Source organism: Chelativorans sp. AA-79, from assembly GCF_029457495.1.
Classification (GTDB): domain Bacteria; phylum Pseudomonadota; class Alphaproteobacteria; order Rhizobiales; family Rhizobiaceae; genus Chelativorans.
The window spans coordinates 2,600,963-2,625,036 of sequence record NZ_CP120361.1 but is presented as its reverse complement, the minus strand read 5'-3'; the positions used below and the strand labels follow the sequence as shown (position 1 = coordinate 2,625,036).

The following is a 24,074-nucleotide window of genomic DNA, read 5'->3' as shown; positions in this document are numbered from 1 at the left end:
ATGGAGCCGGAAGCCGCCGGCGGGCTCCGGCTCGACGACAGCCAGCGCCGCGCCTGGCTGCGCCTCATCCGTACCGAGAATGTCGGACCGGTCACCTTCCGCATGCTGATCAACCGCTTCGGCTCGGCGGAGACGGCGCTGGAGATGCTGCCCGAGCTTGCCCGCCGGGGCGGCGCGCGCCAGGTCAGGATACCGCATGAGGAGGAGATCGATGCCGAGCTGGACGCCGGCCGCCGCATGGGCGCGCAGTTCATCGTCATCGGCGAGGCGCATTATCCGCCTCTCCTGGCGCGTGTCGACAATCCGCCTCCGCTGGTCGCGGCCAAGGGAAATCTCGACCTTCTGCGGCAGCCGATGCTTGCCGTCGTGGGCGCGCGCAACGCTTCGCTCGCCGCCATCAAGTTCGCGCAGCGCCTGGCACTGGAAATCGGCCGGGCGGGCTATGTGATCGCCTCCGGGCTTGCGCGCGGCATCGATGCCGCCGCCCACCAGGGAAGCCTCGATACGGGCACCGTGGCGGTGCTGGCGGGCGGACTGGACCGGCCTTACCCGCCCGAGAACGATGCGCTCTTCCGTGCCATCGGCGAGCGGGGCGTCGTCCTGACGGAAATGCCCTTCGGCTGGGTCCCGCGGGCGCGCGATTTCCCGCGCCGCAACCGCATCGTGGCCGGTCTTTCCTACGGGCTCCTGGTGGTGGAGGCCGCGAACCGCTCCGGCTCCCTGATCAGCGCGCGGCTCGCCAACGAAATGGGGCGGCTGGTGTTCGCAATCCCCGGCTCGCCGCTCGATCCGCGCGCGGCGGGCACGAACAGACTCCTGAAGGAGGGAGCGATCCTCGTGACGGAGGCGGACGACATTCTCTCGGCCCTGGCGCCGGTCGTCGGCGCCGCCATCCCTGGGCCGCACGCGCTGGAGGCGCCGCCCGATCTCTCGGCCGCTCCCGAACCCGGCGACCGCGAGCGCGCCCTCGTGCTCGAGGCGCTCGGCCCGGTGCCGGTGGGCGTGGACGAGATCATCCATCACACAGAGCTCGCCCCGGCGCAGGTCTTCCTCATCCTCCTGGAACTGGATTTGGCGGGCCGACTCGAGCGCCATCCAGGCGGCTCCGTTTCACTTCTTCCCGCCGGCTCCTGACACCCTGGCGACCGGCGGGTCCGCACGTTCCTGGCGCGCCAGCTCGCCCGCTTCTATGGCCGCCATTTCGATGAGATAGGCCAGCAGATCGCATTCCTGCCGACGGGCGAGCCCCCCCAACTGCTCCAACATGCCATGAATATACTCCAGCGTTTGACTGTTCCGGTTGTCGTTATACATGCGGCCGAGCTCCTCTTTTCCCAACTGGCCCCGAGCCGCCGCTTTCCCAGGCTTCGGATGAAAATGTCCACACCGCCCCCGCTTCATGGTCTCCCATCCTCAATGTCATATCCCCCGTAGTCGGAGACGATACAGCCGAGCGTCGCCGTAGCTCCAACAAGGCCCAATACGAACTGAAGACTTTTGTTTCATTTGCCGGCGCGAGTCCGGCAATTTAGGCTTGAGGCCCTTGACCGCGACGGCAAGCGCGGCCATGTCACGTGCTGCCGGATCGCGTGTCCGGGGTCAACCGCGGCGCAGACCGCGGTCCAAAAAGGTATTGCCCGCGAATGGATGTCGTCATCGTCGAATCGCCCGCCAAGGCGAAAACAATCAACAAGTATCTTGGTAAGGATTACAAGGTCCTTGCCTCGTTCGGCCATGTGCGGGACCTGCCCGCCAAGGACGGCTCCGTCCGACCGGACGAGGATTTCGCGATGTCGTGGAGCGTCGACAGCCCCTCGGCCAAACGCCTCGCCGACATCGCCAAGGCCGTCAAGGATGCCGACGGACTGATCCTGGCCACCGACCCCGACCGCGAGGGCGAGGCCATTTCCTGGCATGTGCTGGAGGTGCTGCGCCAGAAGCGAGCGCTCAAGGACAAGAAGGTCAGCCGCGTTGTCTTCAACGCCATCACCAAGAAGGCGATCCTCGACGCCATGGCCGAGCCGCGCGACGTGGACGCCTCTCTGGTCGACGCCTATCTCGCCCGCCGCGCGCTCGATTACCTCGTGGGCTTCACGCTTTCCCCGGTTCTCTGGCGCAAGCTTCCCGGCGCGCGGTCGGCCGGCCGCGTACAGTCCGTCGCGCTCAGGCTCGTCTGCGACCGCGAGGGCGAGATCGAGCGTTTCGTGCGCGAGGATTACTGGCAGATCGCCGCCCTCCTCGACACGCTGCGCGGCGATACCTTCGAGGCCAGGCTCACCGCGATCGACGGCAAGAAGCTGCAGAAGCTCGACATCAAGAGCCAGGAAGAGGCCGACGGCATCAAGGCGCTGCTCGAGGGCGCCGCCTATCGCGTGCTCTCCGTCGAGGCGAAGCCCACGCGCCGCAACCCTGCGCCGCCGTTTACCACCTCGACGCTGCAGCAGGCCGCCTCCTCGCGGCTCGGCTTCTCCGCCTCGCGCACGATGCAGGTGGCGCAGCGCCTCTACGAGGGCGTGGATATCGGCGGCGAGACCACCGGTCTGATCACCTATATGCGTACCGACGGCGTGCAGATGGCGCCGGAGGCGCTGGAGGCGGCCCGGACCGCCGTCTCGCAGACCTTCGGGGAACGCTATCTGCCGGACAGGCCGCGCCAGTATTCCACCAAGGCCAAGAACGCCCAGGAAGCCCACGAGGCGATCCGGCCCACCGACTTCTCGCGCACCCCCGACCAGGTGCGCCAATATCTCGATGCCGACCAGGCCCGCCTCTACGAGATGGTCTGGAAGCGTGCGATCGCCAGCCAGATGGAGGCAGCGGAGATCGAGCGCACCACGGTCGAGATCGAAGCCTCCGGCCAGGGCCGCGTGGCAGGCCTGCGCGCGGTGGGCTCCGTCATCCGCTTCGATGGCTTCCTAGCCGCCTATGCAGAGGTGAAGGACGAGGATTCGCAGGACGAGGAGGATCGCCGGCTGCCGGAGATCAACTCCGGCGAATCCGTCAAGCGCAACGCGATCAACGTCACCAAGCACACGACCGAACCGCCGCCACGCTATTCGGAAGCCTCGCTCATCAAGAAGCTCGAGGAGTTAGGAATCGGCCGCCCCTCCACCTACGCCGCGATCCTGAAGACTCTGGAGGACCGCGATTACATCACCAACGAGAAACGCAAGCTCGTGCCGCAGGCCAAGGGGCGCATCGTCACCGCCTTCCTGGAGAATTTCTTCCATCGCTACGTGGAATACGACTTCACCGCGGATCTGGAAGAAAAGCTCGACGAGATCTCCGACGGCAAGCTCTCCTGGAAACAGGTGCTGCGTGACTTCTGGAAGGATTTTTCGGGCGCGGTCGCCGATATCAAGGAGCTGCGCGTCACCGACGTGCTGGACGCGCTCAACGAGGAACTGGCGCCGCTCGTCTTCCCGCCGCGCGAGGACGGGGGCGATCCGCGCATCTGTCCCAAATGCGGCACTGGCAAGCTCTCGCTGAAGCTCGGGCGCTACGGCGCCTTCGTGGGCTGCTCCAACTATCCCGAATGCGGCTACACGCGCCAGCTCGGCGAGAACGGCGAGCCAGGCGAGGCGGAAGCCGGTCTCGACGGCAACAAGGTGCTGGGCACCGATCCGTTCACCGGCGAGGAGATCACGCTGCGCTCCGGCCGCTTCGGACCCTATGTGCAGCGCGGCGAAGGCAAGGAGGCCAAGCGCGCCAGCCTGCCCAAGGGCTGGACGCCCGAAAGCATCGACCACGAGAAGGCGCTCGCCCTTCTCTCCCTACCGCGTGACGTCGGAAAGCACCCGGAGACGGGCAAGATGATCTCGGCCGGCATCGGCCGCTACGGCCCTTTCCTCCTGCATGACGGGAGCTATGCCAATCTGGAATCCGTCGAGGATGTCTTCTCCGTCGGCCTCAACCGCGCGGTCGCGCTCATCGCGGAGAAGAAGTCGAAATCCAACGGCGCCCGCGCCAAGCCGGCGGCGCTGAAGGAACTCGGAGAACATCCCGACGGCGGCGTCATCACCGTGCGCGACGGACGGTTCGGGCCCTATGTCAATGTCGGCAAGGTGAACGCCACGCTTCCCAAGGGCAAGGATCCCATGTCCGTGTCCCGCGAGGAGGCGCTGGAAATGATCGCCGCCAAATCCGGCAAATCCGGGAAGAAGCCGGCGCGTGGCAAGGCGAGGAGTTGACGATTGGCCCGCAGGAGCTCGGAACGCAAGGCATCGGGAGGAGACGGGGCATCCGCCGGCCGCCACCTGCCCTCGCGCGAAGAGCTTCTCGCCTTCATCACTGAAAACCCGGACCGCGCGGGAAAACGCGAGATCTCCAAGGCATTTGGGCTGAAGGGCGGCGACCGGATCTGGCTCAAGGACCTGCTGCGCGAGATGCAGGACGAAGGGCTTCTCAAGCAGAAGCGCCGCCGCCTCTCGCGCCCGGGCACCCTGCCCCGCATGGTGGTGCTCGACATCTTCTCGCGCGATGCCGAGGGCGGCCTGCTCGCCCGTCCTGCAGAAGCGGAAGATGAGGACGGCCCCGTTCCGATCGTCTCCATCCGCGCACAGAAGAGCGGCGGACGGACACCGCCGGCAGGCGTCGGCGACCGGGTGCTGGCCCGTGTCTTCCCCAGCGAGGAAGAGGCCGGCCCTGCCTATACCGGCCGCGTGATGAAGGTCTTCGAGAAGCGCCGGCGCGTGGTCCTCGGCGTTTTCCGCGAGATGCGCGACGGCACGTTCCGCATCGAGCCGGTCGAGCGGCGCCAGCCGGAGCTCACCGTCGATCAGGAATTCCGCAAAGACGCGAAGAACGGCGATCTGGTGGAGGTGGAGCCTCTGTCCCAGGGACGCTATGGCCTGCCCCGCGCCAAGGTCCTCGAGGTGGTGGGCTCGCTCACAAGCGAGAAGGCGGTTTCCATGATCGCCATCCACGCGCACGAGATTCCGCATGTCTTTCCCGAGAGCGTGCTGAAGGAAGCCGAGGCGGCAAAGCCCGCCACGCTCGAGGGACGCGAGGACTGGCGCAAGCTGCCGCTCGTCACCATCGATCCGCCCGACGCCAAGGACCACGACGACGCGGTTCATGCCGAGCCCGATCAGGACGAGAAGAACCCGGGCGGCGTGGTGGTCACCGTCGCCATCGCCGACGTCGCCTGCTACGTGCGGCCCGACACGGCGCTCGACCGGGAAGCTCTCAACAGGGGCAATTCCGTCTATTTTCCCGACCGCGTCGTGCCGATGCTGCCAGAGCGCATCTCCAACGATCTCTGTTCGCTGCGCGAAGGCGAGGCGCGCCCGGCGCTCGCCGTGCGCATGCGCTTCTCATCCGATGGCCGCAAGATCGGCCACAGCTTCCATCGTGTGATGATGCGCTCCGCGGCGAGGCTTTCCTACGAGCAGGCGCAGGCGGCGGTCGACGGCCGGCCGGACGACAAGACCGGGCCACTGCTCGAAACCGTGCTCCGCCCGCTCTGGAACGCCTATTCGGTACTGAAGCGCGGGCGCGAAGCGCGCGAGCCGCTGGAGCTCGACCTGCCCGAACGGAAGATCGTGCTCAAGTCCGACGGCACGGTGGACCGCGTGGTCGTGCCGCCGCGGCTCGACGCACACAAGCTCATCGAGGAGTTCATGATCCAGGCGAATGTGGCCGCCGCCGAGACACTCGAGGCCGCCCGCCAGCCTCTGGTCTACCGCGTGCACGACGCCCCCTCGCTCGCCAAGCAGGAATCGCTGCGCGAGTTCCTGGCATCGCTGGAGATCTCGCTCGCCCATGGAGCGGCGCTCCGGCCCTCGCAGTTCAACCAGATCCTTTCCCGCGTGGAAGGCACCGAGCAGGAGCAACTCGTCAACGAGGTGGTCCTGCGCTCGCAGAGCCAAGCCATCTATGCGCGGGAGAATATCGGCCATTTCGGCCTCAATCTGCGCCGCTATGCGCATTTCACCTCGCCGATCCGACGCTATGCGGACCTGATCGTCCACCGCGCCCTTATCACGGCCAGGAAGCTCGGGCCGGACGGCCTGCGCGAGCAGGACGAGGAGCGGCTGGAGGAAATCTCGGCTCTTATCTCCGCAACCGAACGCCGCGCCATGGCCGCCGAACGGGAGACGGTGGACCGCCTGATCGCCGAGCATCTTGCAGGCCGCGTCAACGAGGAATTCTCCGCCCGCATCTCCGGTGTCACCAAGGCCGGCCTCTTCGTGCTCCTGCCTCAATATGGCGCAGATGGCTTTATCCCCATTTCCTCGTTGGGGGACGATTACTATATCTTCGATGAGGCGCGGCACGCACTTGTCGGCCAGCGCAGCGGCAGCGGCTATCAGCTCGGCGACAGCGTGGATGTGCGCCTGGTGGAAGTAGCGCCGCTTGCGGGGACCATGCGCTTCGAAATGGTGAGTGAACCCGTCCGCCTGCCCGGTTCGTCCAGATCGTTCCACAAGACGAAGCGCGGATTGGCCCGGAAGCAGAAGCGCACGAATCGCCCCGCGGGACGGGGCAGGAGACGATGATGGAAGAACGGATTTTCGGCGGTGCGGATCATGTGGGCGAGGCCCGGCGGTCGGTGTTCGAATCCATGCGCCGGGGTTTTTTCGGCAAGTGCCCCCACTGCGGCAAGGGCCGGCTCTTCCGATCCTTCCTCAAGACGGTCGACCATTGTGCCGAATGCGGCGAGGAGATGAGCCACCACCGCGCCGACGACCTGCCCGCCTATCTGGTGATCGTCGTCGTCGGTCACATCGTCGTGGGAGCCTTTATGGGCGTCGAGGCGGCGACCGCATGGTCGAGCTGGGTGCACCTCGCCATCTGGGTCCCGATCACGATCCTCATGTCGCTGGCGCTCATCGGTCCCATCAAGGGCGCCGTGGTCGGCCTGCAGTGGGCGCTCAGGATGCACGGTTTCGGCGGCGAGAAGGACGCGCTCGAAACGCATCCCGAACTCTAGCGGCCGTTGAGATGGACGCCCCGCGCCCGCGCATCGACAACCTGACGCGGGCCGAGCTCGACGCGGCCGAAGCGAAGGGCTTCTGCCTCGGCGGGAAACCGATGCGCCCGCGCGATGCGGCAACGCTCATCCTGATCGACCGGCGCGAGGGCAGGTATTTCGTCCTGATGGGTCGCCGGCACCGGCGTCATGTCTTCATGCCCGGCCGGTTCGTCTTTCCCGGCGGCCGCACGGATCCGGCCGACAGCCGCATCGCCGTGGCAAGCGGTCTCCATCCTGCCGAAGAGGCCAAGCTCATCGCCCGGGCGGGCCGCGGGACGGCGGCGCGAGCGCGGGCCATCGCGCTTTCCGCCCTCCGCGAGACTTATGAGGAAGCAGGCCTCCTGATCGGCCGCACGGGCTCCTTCTCCACCAGGAGCCCGCATTGGCAGGGTTTCGTCGCAGCGGGCGTCCAGCCCGCGCTCGACCGCCTGCGCTATATCGCCCGTGCGGTCACGCCGCCCGGACGCGTGCGCCGCTTCGACACGCGCTTCCTCGCCGCCTGGCGCGACGACGTCGCCGTCGAACTTGCCGAACCCCCCACCGACGAGTTGGAGGAGATCGGCTGGCTGCCGATCGCGGAGGCGGTGCAGCTTGATATCCCGGCCGTTACCCGCACGGTGCTCGGGGATCTGCAGCGGCGGCTGGAGACGGACCCCGGCCTTTCGCCCGGCGGACCCGTGCCCTTCTACTTCATGCGCGGCACGCGCATGGAGCGGGAGATTCTCTAGAGGGGTGCGCGGACTTGACTTTCCAGGCGTTCCCTTTATGTGTGCCGCGAGTTTCCAAGCGTGCGCTGCCGCAAGCGCCGCAGGACCGCCAGTTCACCAGCAGAAACGGATAAGCGACATGGCCAAGGCCACGACCATCAAGATCAAGCTCCAGTCGACGGCCGACACCGGCTTCTTCTACGTGACGAAGAAGAACAGCCGCACGATGACGGAGAAGATGACCAAGCGCAAATATGACCCGGTTGCGCGCAAGCACGTCGAGTTCAGGGAAGCGAAGATCAAGTAAGCTTCGCAGCTTCCGCGCACATGCAGGCGGCGCCCCTCGGGCGCCGTTTTTGTTCGTCGGTCGAAAAGGCCGCCCTCTCGTTCGCGCATTCCGCTGCGCGGCCGCGTTGGCGGGCTGCCGGTCCGTTTCAGGCTCTGCGACAAGGAGAGGCAGGGATATTGGGGGCCGGTCGGCATCTGGCCGCGGTACGAGGAGGCCACTAACACCAGTGTCGACCGGCCGACCCCACGGACCCAGGAGATGCGGCGGACCTGAGCATCATGGGGTAGCTGCGGGCGGACGGCCGCGCGTTCCCCTGCGACCCCGCCCACCAGTGGTTGAGAGATTTGCTCAACTTTTAAGGAAAATCAACCGCAACCTAATCTCCGACGGCATTCGATTAAAATTAAGGTAAACGCGCCAGGCGCAGGCTCGGATCGGCAGATCTTGCTCCCGAAAGAAAGCTTGGACTGCCCCGCCTGCCCCCGCACCCGATCTGCCGGGAGGGCGGAAAGCTCAGGCGGCGGGAGCCACGACGCGGTTGCGGCCGGCGGTCTTGGCCTCGTAAAGCGCCATGTCGGCCCGCTTCATCAATGCCTCGATCGTGTCCTGCGGCTGGTGAAGTGCCGCAATGCCGATGCTGACCGTCACCGTCACCGTCTCGTCCGCCTTTCCCACCGCGAACGAATCGCCTGCGATCTGCAGCCTGATGCGCTCGCCGACGCGCTCGGCGACCTCAAGCTCCGTCTCGGGCATGACGACCACGAACTCCTCCCCGCCGAAGCGGCAGACGAGGTCGATCCCGCGCAGGTTCCGGCGCAGGCGGGCGGCGGCCTCGCGCAGCACGACGTCCCCGCCGTCATGCCCGTAGGTGTCATTGATGGACTTGAAGCGGTCGAGATCGATGATCATCACGGAGAGCGGACGGCGGCGCGCGACGGCCCGGTCGAACAGGCTCTGGAGATGGCTGTCGAGGTAGCGCCGGTTGTGCAGCCCGGTCAGGGGATCGGTGACGGCCATCTCCACCGTCTGGGCGACGCTGGAGCGCAGGCTGTCATTGTAGCGCTTGCGGCGGATCTGCGTGCGCAGGCGGGCGATCAGTTCCTGCCGCTCCACGGGGCGCAGCACGTAATCGTTCACCGCAAGCTCCAGTCCGCGGATAACGGTGGCCTCGTCCCCCTCGCCCGCGAGTAGGACGATGGGCACGAGGCGCGTGCGGTCCATGGCGCGCAGCTGCGAGCAAAGCCGCAGCGGATCATAGTGCGCGAAGGTGCTGGACACGATGATGCACTCATAGGGCTTCTCGGCGGCCCGGATCAGCCCCTGTTGCGGGTCCTCGGCCATGTCGAGCCGGAAATGGTCGTGCAGCATCCGCTGCAGCTGCCGGCCCGAGGCCTCGTCTTCGTCGATGAGCAGGACGGCCGGCGTCTCCTCGCTGTCGCCGCTCTTCTTCTGCAGAAGCTGTTCGATGCCGATATTGCGCGTCGTCGCCGCGCGCAGTCTCAGCTCGTCCGTCAGCGCCTTCAGCCGGGTCAGGCTCTTCACACGCGTGAGAAGCTGCAGGTCGTTGACCGGCTTGGTCAGGAAATCGTCGGCACCCGCCTCGAGCCCGCGCACACGGTCGGCGGGCTGGTCGAGCGCGGTGATCATGATGACTGGCACGTGGGTGGTGGCCGGATCGGCCTTCAGCCGCCGGCACACCTCGAAACCGTCCATGCCGGGCATCATCACGTCGAGCAGGACGACATCGATCTTGCTCGCCTCGCAGATCTCGATCGCGTCGGGACCCGACCGGGCGGTCACCACGTCGTAATATTCGGCAAGGAGCCGCGCCTCCAGTAGGCGCAGATTGGCGGGAACGTCGTCGACGACAAGAATACGGGCAGTCATAGCGCTCGGTCACTCCCGCTGGACAAGATCCGCGCGCGCATCACGCGTCACCAAGATAGGATTTGATGGTCTCGATGAAGCTCTGCACCGAGATCGGCTTGGAGATATAGGCCTCGCAGCCGCCCTGGCGTATCCGCTCCTCGTCGCCCTTCATAGCGAAGGCGGTGACGGCGATCACCGGAATGTCGCGCAGCTCGTCATCCTCCTTCAGCCATTTCGTGACCTCGAGGCCGGAGACCTCGGGAAGCTGAATGTCCATCAGGATCAGATCGGGTCGGTGCCGCCGTGCCAGTTCCATCGCCTGCAGACCGTCGCGCGTGCGCACCGTCTCGTAACCACTCGCCTCTATGAGGTCGCGGAAGAGCTTCATGTTGAGCTCGTTGTCCTCGACGATCATGACCTTTTTCGGCATCGGCTCCCCGCAAAGACCCACCGCCTCCCGATACGGAACGCGGCTTCCCACTTCGCCCCTTATAGGGCCTTCTGGCACAATTTGCTTTACGAATGAAAAAATTATGGGACACGAGGCGGCTGTTTCAAGCAGTGTTGAGGATGCAGGCCCGCGGCAGCTCTGCGCGACCGGATGATTCCGGCCGTGAAATGCTCTAACACGACGGTAGCGCAGGCTCGCGTCACCGACGGCATTGCAAGGACGGAAGAGAAACTTCATGCGCCCCGATCAAGCGGAAGCCATCGCCATAAGCGCCCTCGCCTTCATCGCCTCCGACCCGCAGCTCCTGCCGCGCTTCCTCTCGCTCACCGGCATCGAGGCGGACCAGATCCGGCAGGCCGCGCGGGAGCCCGGCTTCCTCGCCGGCGTGCTCCAGTTCGTGCTCGCCCACGAGCCCACGCTCATGGCGTTCAGCGAAGCGAACGGCGTCGCCCCGCAGGATGTGGACGCCGCCCACAAGGCGCTGCCCTTCGGCGAGGAGCGCTGGGACACCTAGGCCTGAGCAGCACCGGCGCACCGGCTCTCCCGGCTCCGCTCTCCCTTTCAAAGCGCAAGCCGCATCAGCGGCCGCCCCGCCTTCCGCTCCGCCACGATCGAGAAGCCGGCCTTCTCGAACACGCGCTGCGACCCCACGAAAAGTCCGATGGAGCGTGAGTCCTTCGAATGCAACATGGGGCAGGCCTCCAGGACGCGCGCTCCCCTCTCGCGAGCGTAATCGATGCCCGCCCTCACCAGCGCATGGGTGTTGCCGCGCCCGCGCGCGCTCGTCCGGATGAAGAAACAGGAGATCGCCCATACTGCCGGATCGTCCGCCGGGCCGTCCTCGAGCGGGGCCGAGGCCCGACCCCGATTGTTCCATTCGGGCACGTCCAGCCGCGGGCCGATCTGCATCCAGCCGTCCGCCCGCTCCCCGTCGAACAGGAGGAGCCCCGGCGGTGGTCCGGCTTCCACCCGCGCGCGCATGTGGTCCTTCTTCCGCTCGCCGCTGTTTTCGCGCCGCACCGCCGGCGGCAGGCGGAAATGGGTGCACCAGCAGCCGTAGCAGGCACCCTGCTTTCCGAACAGATCTTCGAAGGCCGGCCACAGGTCCGGCCTCAACGGGACGATGACGGGCGCCACGCTTCTCTCCACCGCTTGTACAGCAATGCGTGTTGCTCTATGATTTTGTTCTTCTTATGTTCTCATAAGCAATGATGATTGTCAACGCTCCCCTCAATGGCCTGTGCCGCGACTGCCTTTCCCGCGCCGGGCCGGCCGGGCGGCGCTGCGAAGCCTGCGGCAGCCCGCGCGTGGTGCGCCACGACGAGCTCGGCAGCCTCGCCATCGCCCATATCGATTGCGACGCCTTCTACGCGGCCGTGGAGAAGCGCGACAATCCGGAGTTGCGCGACAGGCCGGTGATCGTGGGCGGGGCCAAGCGCGGCGTCGTCTCCACCGCCTGTTATATCGCCCGCATTCACGGGGTGCGCTCGGCCATGCCGATGTTCAAGGCGCTGGAGGCCTGCCCGCATGCGGTCGTCGTCAAGCCGGACATGGAGAAGTATGTCCGTGTCGGACGCCAGGTGCGCGAGATGATGCAGGCGCTGACCCCGATGGTGGAGCCGCTGTCGATCGATGAGGCCTTCCTTGATCTCGCCGGCACCGAGCGGCTGCACGGCGCGCCGCCGGCCCACGTGCTGGCGCGCTTCGCCCGCGCGGTGGAAGAGGAGATCGGCATCACGGTCTCGGTCGGCCTGTCCTACTGCAAGTTCCTGGCCAAGGTGGCGTCGGACATGAACAAGCCGCGCGGCTTTTCCGTCATCGGCCGGACCGAGGCGCTCTCCTTCCTGGCCGAGCAGCCGGTGACCATCATTTGGGGTGTGGGCAAGGCCTTCGCCGCCACGCTCGCGGCGGACGGCATCCGCACCATCGCACAGTTGCAGCGGATGGAGCGATCGGATCTCATGCGCCGCTACGGCACCATGGGCGACCGGCTCTACCGGCTGTCGAGGGGTGAGGATGAAAGAACCGTCCAGCCGCGCGGCGAGGCGAAGAGCGTGTCTTCCGAGACCACCTTCGACAAGGATATCGCCACGCTGGAAGAACTCGTGCCGGTTCTGCGCGCGCTCAGCGAGCGCGTCTCCGCGCGGCTCAAGAAGGCGGACATCGCCGGCCGCACCGTGGTGCTCAAGCTCAAAACCGCCGATTTCCGCATCCGCACGCGCAACCGCCAGCTCGGCGATCCCACTCGCCTTGCCGACCGGGTCTTCTCCACCGGGCTCGACATGCTGAAACGGGAGGCCGACGGCACCTTTTTCCGCCTGATCGGCATCGGCGTCAGCGACCTGACGGATGCCGCCAAGGCCGATCCGCCCGATCTGGTCGACAGCCTCTCCCACAAGCGTGCGCTGGCCGAGGGCGCCATGGACGCACTGCGCGAGAAATTCGGGCGGCAGGCGGTGGAGACGGGCTACACTTTCGGCCGCGTGCGGAAATCACGCCCGGAGCCGGAAATCGAGGATTGACCGGCGCCTCGTCCCAAACGGCAGGGAATGGGTTTCAGTTGACGAGCACCGAGCGGCTGCAGGAGGCACCGGTGACGCGGATATCCGCCTCGCCGACATGCACGCCAAGGGCGGCAAGCACATTGTAAAGGATGGGGTCGATGGCACTGCCTAAGGCAGACAGGCTCTTCGACAGGCCGACCAATATCTGATCAAGCGCCACCTTCAGCAGATCCGGGATCCTGGGCTCGGTGTCGAAACGAAGCTCTCCAACTAGCGACTGGAACAGCGAGCCCGTGTAATTCCCTGAATGAACGGTTTTGATGACGCGCTGTTCGATCTCATGCCTGTTGAACGAGAGGCTTCGAGCAGTCTCCTCGGCCATCTGCAAATGTGCCGATGCCTTGATTGCGACATTCGGGAGAAAAGGCAGATCGACCGTGACCAATTTCACCTGCTGCACCGCCGGCCTGCGGTCGAACCTCTTGAGCAGCGAGGGATCGATCTGGCCGATCCAGGCCTCGAGAACACCGGGCCGCGCATCGATCGCAACCTGCGAGACGCCGGTGGACGAACAGACCACATCGCGCAGCTCAGCTTCGGCAAAAGCGAGCTCCAGGTAAAGCGGCAACTTGACACCCGCAATCCCCAGCAGCGTAACGGTGAGCTCAAGGTACAGCCGTGTCTGTGCGGTGCGGACGATCGTTCCCGTTTCCCCGATCGCAAACCACGGGGTGTTCTGCGGCGGCTCGCCGATGGCCAGGTGCAATTTGGTGGAGAGAACATTCGGCAACTCCAAAGGAAGCTCCACCTCCACCTGCTCACCCTGGTTGGCGATCCCGATCGCCGCGCTCGCCAGATCCAGCACGCCCACCACCGCCTGCAATCCCGGCGCCTGCTCTCCGATCGACAGGTTCCCCAGCGAGCCGAGATCGACCAGATGCGAGAGTGGGATCTTCAGGCTCCCGGCCCTGGTGCCGCCTGCGAGCTGCAGGACGAGCTGGCGCACCGTGCCGTCCGTGGTGGTGGCGGAGACGGCGCGCAGCACCTGGCCGAGCGTGGCCTCTGCCGCGAGCACGCTGTCATAGGTTCCAGCGGTTAGATCGAGTTCCGTGGCGAGCGCGTTGATGAAAGCCAGCGCCTCGATATCCGTGTTGGCCAGCGCATCGTAGTCCATCAGCTTCAGGCTGAGATTGGTACCGAGCAGCTTCCCCAGAAGCGGGTTCAGGATCGAGGGTCTGGTATCGGCGCTCACGAGCCGCGAGCCGACCGAGAAGGCCCCCTCCGCCCGCGCGGTCGCGATCGCCGACGTCATCATCACCGGCGGATCGAAAACGCCGGCCCCGAGACGGAGTGTTCCCCTCTTGCGATAGGTCACCAGCGCGGCATTCGGCGGCGTCGCCCCGACGACGAAGCGCTGGCCCGCGGCAAGGGAAGGATCCGCGGTGTACCGCCCTGTCTCCACGAGAAGCTGGGGGTCGGCGCCCGCGGCCATGGGGGATGCCATGGCGGCACGGTCGACCTGCTCCACCTTCTCCTGACGGTTGTCGCTCATGGTCAACGCGGCAGCGGTGCCGGCGCGGGCGATGTTGGCGGCGGCGGTGATTGCGGCGAGATCCGTCACCGCCTGCGCCTCCCGGCGCTCGAAATAGAGCGAGCCCTGGTCGACGCCCAGGATGGCGGCTAGCAGAACCACCGGCAGGAGGATGCCCGACATCACCGCGACATTGCCGGAGCGGTCGCTGAACGCCCGTGCTGCTCTCCCGGCCCATCCGGAACGGGCCATCAGATGCCCCCCACGCGTATGGTCGAACGCCGCGACATCGTCTTGCCGGGGAGCGGCAGTCCTTCGAGCAGGGTCCAGATCGGCAGGTCTTCCGCATTGTAGCGGAGCTGTACGACGAACTGGGTGCCGGCATCGGTGTCCCCGATCTCCACCTGCAGCTTGCGGCGGTTGATGAAGACATAGCCGTCGGCATTCTCGTCGAGGAAGCTCGTCACGATGCTTTCGCGCTCGGTCTCATCGAGGCCGGCGATCGAAGCCCGCGCCGCGTCGGCCGCGAGTTGCTGCAAGGAATGCATCGCGCCGAAATAGATGGCGTAGGCCACCATCCCCATGAAAAGAAGCACGAAAACCGGCGCTATGATGGCGAATTCGACCGCAGCGACGCCCGAGCGGCTTTCGGCGAACCGCATCGCCTGGCACCACCGCGCATGCCGGATGTGCCGGCCATTCCCCGATGAAATCCGCCGATGTCCGCAATCCGCCCCGCACCACTGCCGTCGGCCGGCTCGTTCCTTGCCGCCGTTGTTGCTCCGCATATCTGGCCCCGCACCCATTGGCCGGCGGAAATGGTCCGCCTCGGTCGGAGGCCTACCACTACAAAGAAACTGAATTCTTAATCTTCAGAAGTAATTTTAAACATCCCTGAAGAAAGCTGCCGGGCGTCTTCCACCCCGATGGCTACTTCCCGAGAATCTCTCTCTCCGGAATTGAACTTCTCCAGAGGATTCATCTCATAGTTGCGTTATCCGGCATCGGCATATGCCGCGTCGAAAAGCTCTGGCAAAATGGTGCGGACGGCGGGGATCGAACCCGCACGGGCGAAGCCCGAGGGATTTTAAGTCCCTTGCGTCTACCAGTTCCGCCACGTCCGCGCCCCTCGCCTTCTGCGGGTTTGCGAAACCTGCGTCAAGAACGTTCTGCACCGCCCCACAGCCCAGGGCAGGCGGCGACGTTGCGGAGACGGCGAAACCCGCCATTTCGGCCCGTGCCCACCCGCCTTCATACAGGCGATTGCAAGTCCACACGCGTGCGTTCTTTCTTATTTATTCTGGAATGCAGTGAAAAAGATGCGATCACTATTCTCCTATTCTCAACTTCTGCGCGCTAGTCGCGGAAATCTCCGCCCCTCATATCACGCTCATCTCTCTTCTCAGAAAAATCTTGGAATTTTAGTAAGTAACCCTCGTTTATGAAAAATGTAGATAGGCAGTCGCGGTGACTAATCCAAAAGGAGTAGCTCGTGCTACCTCAAAAGTACTAGATTCAACCAACCGTGCGTGGCGATCTTTGCAACCTCACGTTACGTTAACAGGTGTTAACAAGAGGAGGCGACCATGCTCAGGTCAACAACTGCAATACTCACGACGATCGCAGGCGGCGCGCTGGCGCTCGGCCTCGCAACGTCTGCGTCCGCCCTTGATCTCGGCGGCGGGGGACTCGGTGGCGGGAGCCTTGGCGGCAGCGACGGCGGGTTCGGTATCGATCTCGGTATCGCCAGCGTCAGCCTCGGCGGCAACGACAACGGCGGCCTCGACGCCGACGTCGGCGTCGATCTCGGCGGCATTCAGGCCAGCAGCAACAACACGATCGGCGGCGGATCGCTGTTCGGCGACGGCGGCGTGCTGAACGGCGGCGGAGGCGGCGTACTTGGCGGGGTGCTCGGCGGAGGCGGCGGCGTACTTGGCGGCGGAGGCTCCTTGCTGGATTCCAACACCGCTCTCTCGATCGGCGGGACCGACGGCGTCAATGCGGGTGTCGACGCCAAGGTCGGCGGCTCCACCGGCCTCGTCGATGCCGATGCCAATGTGGGCATCGGCGGCAGCAACGGCCTCAATGCCAGCGTCGGCGCCAATGTCGGTGGCTCCAGCCTGATCGACGCCGATATCGACATCAGCCTCGGCGGCGGCACCAATCCTCCGGCGAGTTGCGCCAGCGGCCCCTGTGGACCGGGTGGTCCGAGCGGTCCCGGCGGTCCGGGTGGTCCCGGCGGTCCGAGCGGTCCGGGTGGCCCCGGCGGGCCGAGTGCCGGCAACGGCGGCGGGGTCGGCGGCAACGGCGCCATCCGCAGCCTCGTGGCTGGCATGTCCGACGAGGAACTCCGGCGCAACAAGAAGCTTTGCCGCGGCATCCTGTCCAGCCCGGCAAGCTACGAGCGCAACCTCGTGGAGCTCTGCCGTCTGCTGCAGATGGCAAGCCGCTAAAAGCTCTATCCTTCAGGAACGGCCCGCGCCCGCGCGGGCCGTTTTGCGTCCGTACCCCGGATCTCGAGGCACGGCTGCCCTGGTTCGTGAAGTGGGAAGCGGGCGGCGGAGGGTCGCGCCGACTAGCCGACGAGCTTGGCCGTGATCTCGGCCAGCCGCTTGCCCTGGAACTTCGCGCCTTCGAGTTCCTGCGCGGAGGGCATGCGCGAGCCGTCGCTGTTGGTGGTGGTCGTCATGCCGTAGGGCGCGCCGCCACGCACGGTGTCGTTACCCATCTGATCCTGATAGGCATAGGAGAGCGGCACGATGATCATGCCATGATGCTGCAGGGCAAGCTGGGTGGAGGCCAGCGCCAGCTCCGCGCCGCCATGCTGGGTCGCCGTGGAGGACATCACCGTCGCCGGCTTGTCGATGAGCTTGCCCTCGGCCCAGAGCGGTCCGGTCTGGTCGAGGAAATTCTTGAGCTGCGCGGCCATCATTCCGTATCGCGTGGAGATGCCGAAGATGAAGCCGTCATAGTCGGCAAGTTCCAGCGGCGTGGCGATCGGCGCTTCCTGGTCGAGCTTGTAGTGCGCCTGCCTGGCCACCTCTTCCGGCACCAACTCCGGCACGCGTTTGACGGTCACGTCGGCGCCGGCTTCGCGCGCGCCTTCGGCCGCCGCCTTCGCCATCGCTTCCATATGCCCCCAACTCGAATAGTAGAGAACGAGTATCTTTGCCATTTGGTCATGCTCCTTGCAGAAGAGGACGGCATAGCCGCACCGCCCGCCCCTGATCTAGGCGATGTACCGATCAAATAAACCATCCGCTTTGCCGGACACACTGTTCACCGTTGGCCCTCCATTGCCGCGCTCCGGCAATGAGGGTATCTGACGATCATCAACGGGAAGAACGCGCTATGAGCGAAATTGTAACGGCCGCGATGGTGGTGATCGGCGACGAGATCCTCTCGGGGCGCACCAAGGACAGGAATATCGGCCACCTCGCGGACATGATGTCCGCCGCAGGCATAGACCTCAAGGAAGTGCGCATCGTGCCGGACGATCAGCCGGCGATCGTGGAGGCCGTGAACGCGCTGCGCGCGCGCGTCACCTATGTCTTCACCACCGGCGGCATCGGTCCCACCCATGACGACATCACCGCGGACGCGGTCGCAGCCGCCTTCGGCGTGCCCTGCGAGTACGATGCGGCCGCCTATAAGCTGCTGGAGGACCATTATGCCGCGCGCGGCATCGCGTTCAACGAGGCGCGCAAGCGCATGGCGCGCATGCCGCGGGGCGCCGCGCATATCGGCAACCCCATCTCCGTCGCTCCGGGCTTCTCAATCGGTAACGTTTTCGTGATGGCGGGCGTGCCCTCCATCTTCCAGGCCATGCTCGACAATGTGGTGCCGACGCTGAAGACCGGCGTGAAGCTCCTGTCCGTCTCCATTCCCTCGCCGCTTCCCGAAGGCACGATCGGCGGCCCGCTCGGCGAGATCCAGGAGGCACACCCCGATACGGTCATCGGCTCCTACCCCAAATATATGGACGGGAAGTTCTGGACCGAGCTCGTCGTGCGCTCGCGCTCCGAGGCCGCGCTGCAGGCGGCCAAGACCGCGATCGAGGAGATGCTCGATCGTCTCTTGCAACGGAGTTGACCCTCGATCATTGATTCCCTGCGCCCTCAAGAAAGCGAAGGAGGTTTCCCATGACCTACAAGACAGTGCTTGTGATCCTGCAGAGCCACGCGGACGCCCGACGGGTGCTGGACTTCGCCCTGCCCTTCGCCGGGCGCGAAGGAAGCCGCGTGATCGGCCTCCATGCCGAAGCGCTCCCCATCGCGCTCGCCTCGCCCATGGGCGGGCCATCGGCCGACTTCACCATCCTCATGCAGGATGAATCACGCCGCCGCCACGAGGAACTGCGGGCATTCTTCGACGAGCGCGCCGGGGCCGAGGGCGTGATGCACGAGTGGCGCGGCTTCGACAGCGCTTCGGGGGACGCGGCCATCTCGGGCATCGAAAGCGCGCGCTCTGCCGATCTGGTGATCGCGCAGCAGAACGATCCGGATGCCGATTCTCAGCGCGTGGCGGATGTGGAGGCGCTCCTCTTCAACACGGGCCGTCCGCTGCTCCTCGTGCCTTACACCTTTTCGGGCCGGTCGGAGCCGTTCAAGAAAGTGCTTCTGGCCTGGAACGGCAGCAAACAGGCCGCACGGGCGGCCTTCGACGCCTTGCCGCTCATGAAGCAGGCGGGGAAAATCGAGGTCCTGACGGTCGACCCCCGCGACACGCTGGAGCAGGACGCCGAGGTCGCCGGCGCAGCGATCTCGGCCGCGCTCGCCCGTCACGGCATCGACGTGACCATGCGGGGCGAACAGTCGACCGGCCTTTCCCATGCGGACGTGATCGCCAACCGTCTGGCCGATTCGGGCGCCGACCTCCTCGTCATGGGCGCGTTCGGCCGCTCGCGGGTTTCCGAGTTCGTCTTCGGCGGCGTCACGCGCAGCGCGCTCCAGTCGATGACGGTGCCCACCTTCATGTCGCATTGAGCGTCGAGGCGTCAAAGGGCGGCGGAGGTCGCAAGGAGGGCGAGGCCCGCCAATCCCAGGGCTGCCCGCACCACATGGGAGAACTCCCAGCGGTCGCGCAGGTCCGTCCATCGGGCCGCGTTCCCGCTTCCTTTTCCGCCCCCCGCACCCACAGCGAAGAAGCGCGCTGCGGACCCGTCTAGCTCGAAATCCTTGAGCCAGAAATTGTTCACCGGATGCGTCAGCAGCCAGTAGGCCGCGTGCATGGCGGCCAAGGCCAGCAATGCCGCTGCGGTGAGCCAGAAGACCACGCTACCCGCGGGCAGGAAAAACAGCAGCATTCCGGTCAGCAAGATGCCGATGGGTTCGGCCAGGCCGCCGATCGTGAAGCCCGGATAATAGATCGGCTGGACAGCAAGATATTCCTCCTTCGAAAGCCGCATCTTTCCCGGCAATTCCAGTGCATGGGCGAGCGAAAGAGCCATTGCGGCGGCTGCAAAGATGATGGCGAGCACTTGAAGGGCTGGGAGCATGGCAGGATCTCCGCATTCTTCAGCCTTCTACGCATCCGCAGGACCTCGGTTCCCATGAAGCGGGCCGCTCTTGCGCTTTCCCTCCTTTTCCGGCTAATTCCCCCGGCATTCCGGCACGGCCCGGCTGGCTGAGGAGTGCGTGCGTATGTCCCTTCCTGAAAAAGCATTTCCCGTCTCGTGGGATCAATTCCATCGCGACGCGCGCGCGCTCGCCTGGCGGCTGGCCGGCACCAACGGGCGCTGGAAGGCGATCGTGTGCATCACCCGCGGCGGGCTGGTGCCCGCGGCCGTCATCGCGCGCGAGCTCGGCATCCGCCTGATCGAGACCGTCTGCATCGCCTCCTATCACGACTACAGTGAACAGGGCGAACTGAAGGTCCTGAAGGAGATCTCCCCCGCCCTCCTCGAAGACGACGGCAAGGACATCCTGATCGTCGACGACCTCACCGACACGGGCAAGACCGCCGGCATCGTGCGCGCCATGATGCCCAAGGCCCATTTCGCCACCGTCTATGCCAAGCCCAAGGGCCGGCCGCTGGTCGATACCTTCATCACGGAGGTCTCGCAGGATACCTGGATCTATTTCCCTTGGGACCTCGGATTCTCCTATCAGAAGCCGATCGCCGAGGGCGAGGCGGGCTGAGCATCCTCTCACCTGCCCGGACGTCTACACGAAAAGTCTACTCGCGTTTATTTGCCTATTGCGCCGGGACGCTTATCTTTCCTTCCCAGAGACTCATCGCAACGGCGAGGTGACAGCGGAAGATGATCAGCGGGATCGAGCGATTGAACATCTTGGAGCGGCTTCGGCAGCTCTTCGGGGGCAATCCTCCCCGCGTGCAGGCCGCCGCCCTGCCCTGGCGGAAAAAAGGTGCCGATGTCGAGGTGCTGCTGATCACGAGCCGCGACACGGGACGGTGGGTCCTGCCGAAGGGCTGGCCGGAGGGGTGGGAAACGCTCGCCGAGACCGCCAGCCGCGAGGCGCTGGAGGAAGCGGGCGTGGAAGGCACCGCGGCCGACGACGAGATCGGCCGCTATTTCTACGGCAAGCAGATGCCCTCCGGCTTGCGCTGGCGCTGCGAGGTCGCGGTCATTCCGCTGGCGGTGACGCGCGAGGCGAAGCGCTGGCCAGAGAAGAAGCAGCGGACACGCCGCTGGTTCCCTCCCCGGGAGGCGGCGCAACTGGTCGCCGAGCCCGATCTTTCCCGCCTGCTCGACGCGTTCGAGGGTAATCCACGGGAAATCGCCGCCTGAGAGGCGGCGGGCGGTTTTACCGGTTGCGCTTGTGTCTTGCGGCTCTATTCCCTATCGGGACCCAAAACGGTGGTGACGCGGTTACAGCTGCGATACCCGTGACCGATAGCAGCCGATGACAGATAGTTCAGTCCGAACAAAAAAGCAGACGCTCGACAAGGACCTGGACAAGCTCGTCCATGTGGAGGAGGCGACGAGCCTCGTTGCGCGCCGGCTCGTCGGCCCCGGCCTGGCGCTTCTCTTCCTGGCGCTGGCTTCCATCTTCGCTTCCTTCTACGTCTTCGGCGAGCCCGGCGCGGTGGTGATCGTCGCGGCGGCGGCGGTGGGTGCCTACATGGCGCTCAATATCGGCGCCAACGACGTCGCCAACAATGTGGGCCCCGCGGTCGGCGCCCGCGCCATGACCCTGGGCCTCGCCCTCCTCATCGCCGCTGTCTTCGAGAGCGCGGGTGCGTTGATTGCCGGCGGGGACGTTGTCGACACCATCTCCAAGGGCATCATCGCGCCGGAAGCCGTGGGCGATCCCAGCATATTCGTGCGGGCCATGTTCGCGGCGCTTATCTCCTCCGCCCTTTGGGTGAACCTCGCCACCTGGATCGGCGCGCCGGTATCGACCACCCATGCGGTCGTCGGCGGCGTCACCGGCGCGGGCATCGCGGCGGCCGGCTTCTCCTCCGTCGACTGGACGATGATGGCGCAGATCGCCGTGAGCTGGGTTGTCTCCCCCGTGGTCGGCGGCGTGGTGGCGGCAGCCTTCCTGGCCTTCGTCAAGACAATGATCATCTACCAGGATGACAAGATCAGCGCCGCACGGCGCTGGGTTCCGCTCCTCATCGCCGTCATGGCCGGCTCTTTCACCGCCTATCTGGTGACGAAGGGGCTGCGGCAGGTGCTTCCCGTCTCCGGCTTTACGGCCGCGCTTCTGGGGCTCACCGCATTTGCCGTCGCCTGGGCGGTGTCGCATGTCCACGTGCACCATCAGTCGCAGGGCATGGAGAACCGGAATCAGTCGCTGCGCCGCCTGTTCAACATACCTCTCGTCATCTCGGCAGCACTCCTGTCCTTTGCACATGGCGCCAACGATGTGGCGAACGCGGTCGGCCCGCTGGCCGCCATCGTCTTCACCGCGCAGGCCGAGACCGTGTCCACCGCGGTCTTCATCCCGCACTGGGTGATGATCATCGGCGCGCTCGGCATCTCGCTCGGCCTCCTCCTCTTCGGCCCGAAGCTCATCCGCATGGTTGGCGAGCAGATCACGAAGCTCAACCCGATGCGCGCCTTCTGCGTGGCGCTGTCGGCCGCGCTCACCGTCATCATCGCCTCCGGGCTCGGCCTGCCGATCAGTTCGACGCATACGGCGGTCGGTGCGGTCTTCGGCGTCGGCTTCTTCCGCGAGTGGTACACCGCCCGCTCGAAGCGCCGTCGCGCCTATATCGAACGGAAATATGCACGCTCGAAAAACGGCGGTGCCGGCAAAACCGCGAAACGGGCGCAGCCGTCTGGTGGCGAGGAGGACGAGGAACTCGCCGCCGGCCTTTCGCGGGAGGAGGTCACCAGGCGCAAGCTCGTCCGGCGCGCCCATGTGCGCACCATCGTTGCCGCCTGGGTGCTGACCGTGCCGGCATCGGCCGTGCTCGCCGCGGGGATCTTCTTCGCGCTTCATCTGCTCGCCTGAGAGCGGCACCTGCCGGACGGCCCGGATGCGGGTCGAAACCGGAACATTCCCATTTCCATTCGGTTGGGCCAGTGGTGGACAGGCGGTGCGGTTCCCCGTCGCGCCGGCTGCCTGCAGCAGGAGGAGGATGTCATGCTTTCAATTCAACGCCGTCATTTTCTCGTCGCCATGGGAGGCGCAGGGGCCGCCGCTTCTCTGCGCCCCTTCGCGCCCGCCCCGGCAAGGGCGCAGGAGGACCAGGCGCTGCCCGAGGACTTCGCCTGGAAAGACGCCGATTCGATGATCGTGCACACCGAATTGACGCTCGAGACGGAGCGCGATGCGATCGGCACCAGCGGCGTCACCTCCAAGGACGTGCTCTATATCCGCAACAACCTGCCCAAACCCGGCGAGGACATCGTGGCCGCGCCCGACGCCTGGGAGGTTTCCATCGAAGGCGTCAACGAGCCGCGCTCGCTCACCGTCGGCGAGCTCAAGCAGATGGGCGTGGAGACGGTCTCCAGCGTGCTGCAGTGCTCCGGCAACGGCCGCGGCTTCTTCGAGCATGATGCCAGCGGGAGCCAGTGGCGCACGGGCGCGGCCGGCAATCTCCTCTGGAGCGGCGTCCCCGTTCGCGCCGTGGCGGAGGCGCTGGGCGGTGTCGCCGAGGGCCGCAACTTCATGACCAGCACGGGCGGCGAGGACCTGCCGGAGGGCGTCGACCCGAAGGAGGTCGTGATCGAACGTTCGGTGCCGATCGGCCATGCCATGGAACACGCGATCCTCGCCTGGGAGATGAACGGCGAACCGGTACCGCTCGCCCATGGCGGCCCGCTGCGCACCGTTATCCCCGGCTATTACGGCATCAACAACGTGAAATATACGAAGCGGGTGGCCTTCACCGAGGAGGAGAGCGACGCCTCCATCATGCGCACGAGCTACCGCGTCCGCCCCGTGAGCGTGAGCGGCGCGCCGGACCAGCCGTCCATGTGGGAGATGAAGGTGAAGTCCTGGATCACCCGCCCCCTGGCGGATGTGCAAAGCGGCCGCGTGCTGATCTACGGCGTCGCCTTCGGCGGCATCAATGCGCTCGACCGAGTGGAAGTCTCGACCGACGGCGGCGAGAACTGGCAGGAGGCGCGCCCGCTCGGCCCGGATCTCGGCCGCTTCGCCTGGCGGCCCTTCGTGCTGGCCGCCGATCTGGAGCCAGGGACCTACACCGTCACCAGCCGGGCCACGGACACGGAGGGCAGAGTGCAGGAGGAAGTGACGGAGCCCAATCACCGCGGCTATGACTACAGCGGCTGGCGCGTGCTCGCGGTCGACGTCACCGTCGTCTGAT

The 24,074-nt window shown here is 65.9% G+C and carries 23 protein-coding genes and 1 tRNA gene; 15 read left to right on the top strand and 9 right to left on the bottom strand.

The window, feature by feature from the left end; genetic code table 11:
* The gene (gene dprA / locus PVE73_RS12705; RefSeq protein ID WP_277367264.1) at positions 1-1,134 is read left to right on the top strand and encodes a DNA-processing protein DprA; all 1,134 of its coding nucleotides are present in this window, start codon (positions 1-3) and stop codon (positions 1,132-1,134) included.
* Here dprA and PVE73_RS12700 read toward each other — a convergent pair.
* A complete protein-coding gene (locus PVE73_RS12700) occupies positions 1,111-1,314 on the bottom strand; it encodes a hypothetical protein (protein WP_277367263.1) in 204 nt (67 codons plus the stop codon). The two genes, dprA and PVE73_RS12700, sit on opposite strands and share 24 nt — an antisense overlap.
* Before the next feature lie 329 nt (positions 1,315-1,643).
* On the opposite strand from PVE73_RS12700, the gene topA reads away from it, so the two are divergent.
* The 5 genes from topA (at position 1,644) to rpmG (ending at position 7,990) form a co-directional block, all read left to right on the top strand.
* A complete protein-coding gene (gene topA / locus PVE73_RS12695) occupies positions 1,644-4,190 on the top strand; it encodes a type I DNA topoisomerase (RefSeq protein ID WP_277367262.1) in 2,547 nt (848 codons plus the stop codon).
* Positions 4,191-4,256: 66 nt separating this feature from the next.
* On the top strand, positions 4,257-6,500 hold the full coding sequence (gene rnr / locus PVE73_RS12690) for a ribonuclease R (protein WP_277367437.1): 2,244 nt from the start codon (positions 4,257-4,259) through the stop codon (positions 6,498-6,500).
* Positions 6,500-6,934 (top strand): DUF983 domain-containing protein, encoded by a 435-nt coding sequence (locus tag PVE73_RS12685; RefSeq protein WP_277367261.1) that lies wholly within the window; start codon positions 6,500-6,502, stop codon positions 6,932-6,934. The genes rnr and PVE73_RS12685 overlap by 1 nt, the downstream gene beginning before the upstream one ends.
* 11 nt (positions 6,935-6,945) lie before the next feature.
* On the top strand, positions 6,946-7,704 hold the full coding sequence (locus PVE73_RS12680) for an NUDIX domain-containing protein (RefSeq protein WP_277367260.1): 759 nt from the start codon (positions 6,946-6,948) through the stop codon (positions 7,702-7,704).
* Between the two features lie 118 nt (positions 7,705-7,822).
* Entirely contained in the window at positions 7,823-7,990 is a 168-nt protein-coding gene (gene rpmG, locus PVE73_RS12675) for a 50S ribosomal protein L33 (RefSeq protein WP_277367259.1), read from the top strand.
* Between the two features lie 495 nt (positions 7,991-8,485).
* On the opposite strand, the gene PVE73_RS12670 is transcribed toward rpmG, so the two are convergent.
* Positions 8,486-9,859, bottom strand: coding sequence for a PleD family two-component system response regulator (locus PVE73_RS12670; RefSeq protein ID WP_277367258.1), 1,374 nt, complete (start codon positions 9,857-9,859; stop codon positions 8,486-8,488).
* Between the two features lie 40 nt (positions 9,860-9,899).
* Positions 9,900-10,271, bottom strand: a complete 372-nt coding sequence (locus PVE73_RS12665) for a response regulator (RefSeq protein ID WP_277367257.1) — start codon at positions 10,269-10,271, stop codon at positions 9,900-9,902.
* Positions 10,272-10,527: 256 nt separating this feature from the next.
* Here PVE73_RS12665 and PVE73_RS12660 point away from each other — a divergent pair, with 256 nt between their 5' ends.
* Entirely contained in the window at positions 10,528-10,806 is a 279-nt protein-coding gene (locus PVE73_RS12660) for a DUF3572 domain-containing protein (protein WP_277367256.1), read from the top strand.
* Positions 10,807-10,853: 47 nt separating this feature from the next.
* On the opposite strand, the gene PVE73_RS12655 is transcribed toward PVE73_RS12660, so the two are convergent.
* On the bottom strand, positions 10,854-11,429 hold the full coding sequence (locus PVE73_RS12655; RefSeq protein WP_277367255.1) for a GNAT family N-acetyltransferase: 576 nt from the start codon (positions 11,427-11,429) through the stop codon (positions 10,854-10,856).
* A 71-nt stretch (positions 11,430-11,500) separates the two neighbouring features.
* On the opposite strand from PVE73_RS12655, the gene PVE73_RS12650 reads away from it, so the two are divergent.
* Positions 11,501-12,814 carry a DNA polymerase IV gene (locus tag PVE73_RS12650; RefSeq protein ID WP_277367254.1) on the top strand — a complete coding sequence of 438 codons (1,314 nt, stop codon included), beginning with the start codon at positions 11,501-11,503 and terminating at the stop codon, positions 12,812-12,814.
* A 34-nt stretch (positions 12,815-12,848) separates the two neighbouring features.
* Here the strand turns inward: PVE73_RS12650 and PVE73_RS12645 are convergent, their stop codons facing one another.
* The 3 genes from PVE73_RS12645 to PVE73_RS12635 all read right to left on the bottom strand — a co-directional run bounded on the left by PVE73_RS12645 (position 12,849) and on the right by PVE73_RS12635 (position 15,451).
* The gene (locus tag PVE73_RS12645; protein WP_277367253.1) at positions 12,849-14,579 is read right to left on the bottom strand and encodes a pilus assembly protein TadG-related protein; all 1,731 of its coding nucleotides are present in this window, start codon (positions 14,577-14,579) and stop codon (positions 12,849-12,851) included.
* Positions 14,579-14,989 carry a TadE/TadG family type IV pilus assembly protein gene (locus tag PVE73_RS12640; RefSeq protein WP_277367252.1) on the bottom strand — a complete coding sequence of 137 codons (411 nt, stop codon included), beginning with the start codon at positions 14,987-14,989 and terminating at the stop codon, positions 14,579-14,581. The genes PVE73_RS12645 and PVE73_RS12640 overlap by 1 nt, the downstream gene beginning before the upstream one ends.
* 376 nt (positions 14,990-15,365) lie before the next feature.
* Positions 15,366-15,451, bottom strand: a tRNA-Leu gene (locus PVE73_RS12635).
* A 462-nt stretch (positions 15,452-15,913) separates the two neighbouring features.
* On the opposite strand from PVE73_RS12635, the gene PVE73_RS12630 reads away from it, so the two are divergent.
* Positions 15,914-16,780, top strand: a complete 867-nt coding sequence (locus tag PVE73_RS12630) for a hypothetical protein (protein ID WP_277367251.1) — start codon at positions 15,914-15,916, stop codon at positions 16,778-16,780.
* Positions 16,781-16,902: 122 nt separating this feature from the next.
* Here the strand turns inward: PVE73_RS12630 and wrbA are convergent, their stop codons facing one another.
* Complete coding sequence (gene wrbA / locus PVE73_RS12625; protein ID WP_277367250.1) at positions 16,903-17,502, bottom strand: NAD(P)H:quinone oxidoreductase; 600 nt, start codon at positions 17,500-17,502, stop codon at positions 16,903-16,905.
* A gap of 176 nt (positions 17,503-17,678) precedes the next feature.
* On the opposite strand from wrbA, the gene PVE73_RS12620 reads away from it, so the two are divergent.
* Positions 17,679-18,419 carry a competence/damage-inducible protein A gene (locus tag PVE73_RS12620; protein WP_277367249.1) on the top strand — a complete coding sequence of 247 codons (741 nt, stop codon included), beginning with the start codon at positions 17,679-17,681 and terminating at the stop codon, positions 18,417-18,419.
* 50 nt (positions 18,420-18,469) lie between these two features.
* Positions 18,470-19,312 carry a universal stress protein gene (locus PVE73_RS12615; RefSeq protein ID WP_277367248.1) on the top strand — a complete coding sequence of 281 codons (843 nt, stop codon included), beginning with the start codon at positions 18,470-18,472 and terminating at the stop codon, positions 19,310-19,312.
* Between the two features lie 11 nt (positions 19,313-19,323).
* Here the strand turns inward: PVE73_RS12615 and PVE73_RS12610 are convergent, their stop codons facing one another.
* On the bottom strand, positions 19,324-19,824 hold the full coding sequence (locus PVE73_RS12610; protein ID WP_277367247.1) for a DUF1772 domain-containing protein: 501 nt from the start codon (positions 19,822-19,824) through the stop codon (positions 19,324-19,326).
* Positions 19,825-19,969: 145 nt separating this feature from the next.
* Here PVE73_RS12610 and gpt point away from each other — a divergent pair, with 145 nt between their 5' ends.
* From gpt to PVE73_RS12590, 4 genes are all read left to right on the top strand, one after another.
* Positions 19,970-20,467 carry a xanthine phosphoribosyltransferase gene (gene gpt / locus PVE73_RS12605; protein WP_277367246.1) on the top strand — a complete coding sequence of 166 codons (498 nt, stop codon included), beginning with the start codon at positions 19,970-19,972 and terminating at the stop codon, positions 20,465-20,467.
* A 122-nt stretch (positions 20,468-20,589) separates the two neighbouring features.
* Positions 20,590-21,078 (top strand): NUDIX hydrolase, encoded by a 489-nt coding sequence (locus PVE73_RS12600; RefSeq protein ID WP_277367245.1) that lies wholly within the window; start codon positions 20,590-20,592, stop codon positions 21,076-21,078.
* Positions 21,079-21,193: 115 nt separating this feature from the next.
* On the top strand, positions 21,194-22,753 hold the full coding sequence (locus tag PVE73_RS12595) for an inorganic phosphate transporter (RefSeq protein WP_277367244.1): 1,560 nt from the start codon (positions 21,194-21,196) through the stop codon (positions 22,751-22,753).
* 132 nt (positions 22,754-22,885) lie between these two features.
* A complete protein-coding gene (locus tag PVE73_RS12590) occupies positions 22,886-24,073 on the top strand; it encodes a sulfite oxidase (RefSeq protein ID WP_277367243.1) in 1,188 nt (395 codons plus the stop codon).
* Position 24,074: the final 1 nt, after the last annotated feature.

Excerpts from the sequence above, each read along its gene's own strand:
- dprA (WP_277367264.1), top strand. The coding sequence starts at position 1 with ATGGAGCCGGAAGCCGCCGGCGGGCTCCGGCTCGACGACAGCCAGCGC.
- PVE73_RS12700 (WP_277367263.1), bottom strand. The coding sequence starts at position 1,314 with ATGTATAACGACAACCGGAACAGTCAAACGCTGGAGTATATTCATGGC.
- topA (WP_277367262.1), top strand. The coding sequence starts at position 1,644 with ATGGATGTCGTCATCGTCGAATCGCCCGCCAAGGCGAAAACAATCAAC.
- PVE73_RS12685 (WP_277367261.1), top strand. The coding sequence starts at position 6,500 with ATGGAAGAACGGATTTTCGGCGGTGCGGATCATGTGGGCGAGGCCCGG.
- PVE73_RS12680 (WP_277367260.1), top strand. The coding sequence starts at position 6,946 with ATGGACGCCCCGCGCCCGCGCATCGACAACCTGACGCGGGCCGAGCTC.
- rpmG (WP_277367259.1), top strand. The coding sequence starts at position 7,823 with ATGGCCAAGGCCACGACCATCAAGATCAAGCTCCAGTCGACGGCCGAC.
- PVE73_RS12670 (WP_277367258.1), bottom strand. The coding sequence starts at position 9,859 with ATGACTGCCCGTATTCTTGTCGTCGACGACGTTCCCGCCAATCTGCGC.
- PVE73_RS12665 (WP_277367257.1), bottom strand. The coding sequence starts at position 10,271 with ATGCCGAAAAAGGTCATGATCGTCGAGGACAACGAGCTCAACATGAAG.
- PVE73_RS12660 (WP_277367256.1), top strand. The coding sequence starts at position 10,528 with ATGCGCCCCGATCAAGCGGAAGCCATCGCCATAAGCGCCCTCGCCTTC.
- PVE73_RS12650 (WP_277367254.1), top strand. The coding sequence starts at position 11,501 with ATGATGATTGTCAACGCTCCCCTCAATGGCCTGTGCCGCGACTGCCTT.
- PVE73_RS12645 (WP_277367253.1), bottom strand. The coding sequence starts at position 14,579 with ATGGCCCGTTCCGGATGGGCCGGGAGAGCAGCACGGGCGTTCAGCGAC.
- PVE73_RS12640 (WP_277367252.1), bottom strand. The coding sequence starts at position 14,989 with ATGCGGTTCGCCGAAAGCCGCTCGGGCGTCGCTGCGGTCGAATTCGCC.
- PVE73_RS12630 (WP_277367251.1), top strand. The coding sequence starts at position 15,914 with ATGCTCAGGTCAACAACTGCAATACTCACGACGATCGCAGGCGGCGCG.
- wrbA (WP_277367250.1), bottom strand. The coding sequence starts at position 17,502 with ATGGCAAAGATACTCGTTCTCTACTATTCGAGTTGGGGGCATATGGAA.
- PVE73_RS12620 (WP_277367249.1), top strand. The coding sequence starts at position 17,679 with ATGAGCGAAATTGTAACGGCCGCGATGGTGGTGATCGGCGACGAGATC.
- PVE73_RS12615 (WP_277367248.1), top strand. The coding sequence starts at position 18,470 with ATGACCTACAAGACAGTGCTTGTGATCCTGCAGAGCCACGCGGACGCC.
- PVE73_RS12610 (WP_277367247.1), bottom strand. The coding sequence starts at position 19,824 with ATGCTCCCAGCCCTTCAAGTGCTCGCCATCATCTTTGCAGCCGCCGCA.
- gpt (WP_277367246.1), top strand. The coding sequence starts at position 19,970 with ATGTCCCTTCCTGAAAAAGCATTTCCCGTCTCGTGGGATCAATTCCAT.
- PVE73_RS12600 (WP_277367245.1), top strand. The coding sequence starts at position 20,590 with ATGATCAGCGGGATCGAGCGATTGAACATCTTGGAGCGGCTTCGGCAG.
- PVE73_RS12595 (WP_277367244.1), top strand. The coding sequence starts at position 21,194 with ATGACAGATAGTTCAGTCCGAACAAAAAAGCAGACGCTCGACAAGGAC.
- PVE73_RS12590 (WP_277367243.1), top strand. The coding sequence starts at position 22,886 with ATGCTTTCAATTCAACGCCGTCATTTTCTCGTCGCCATGGGAGGCGCA.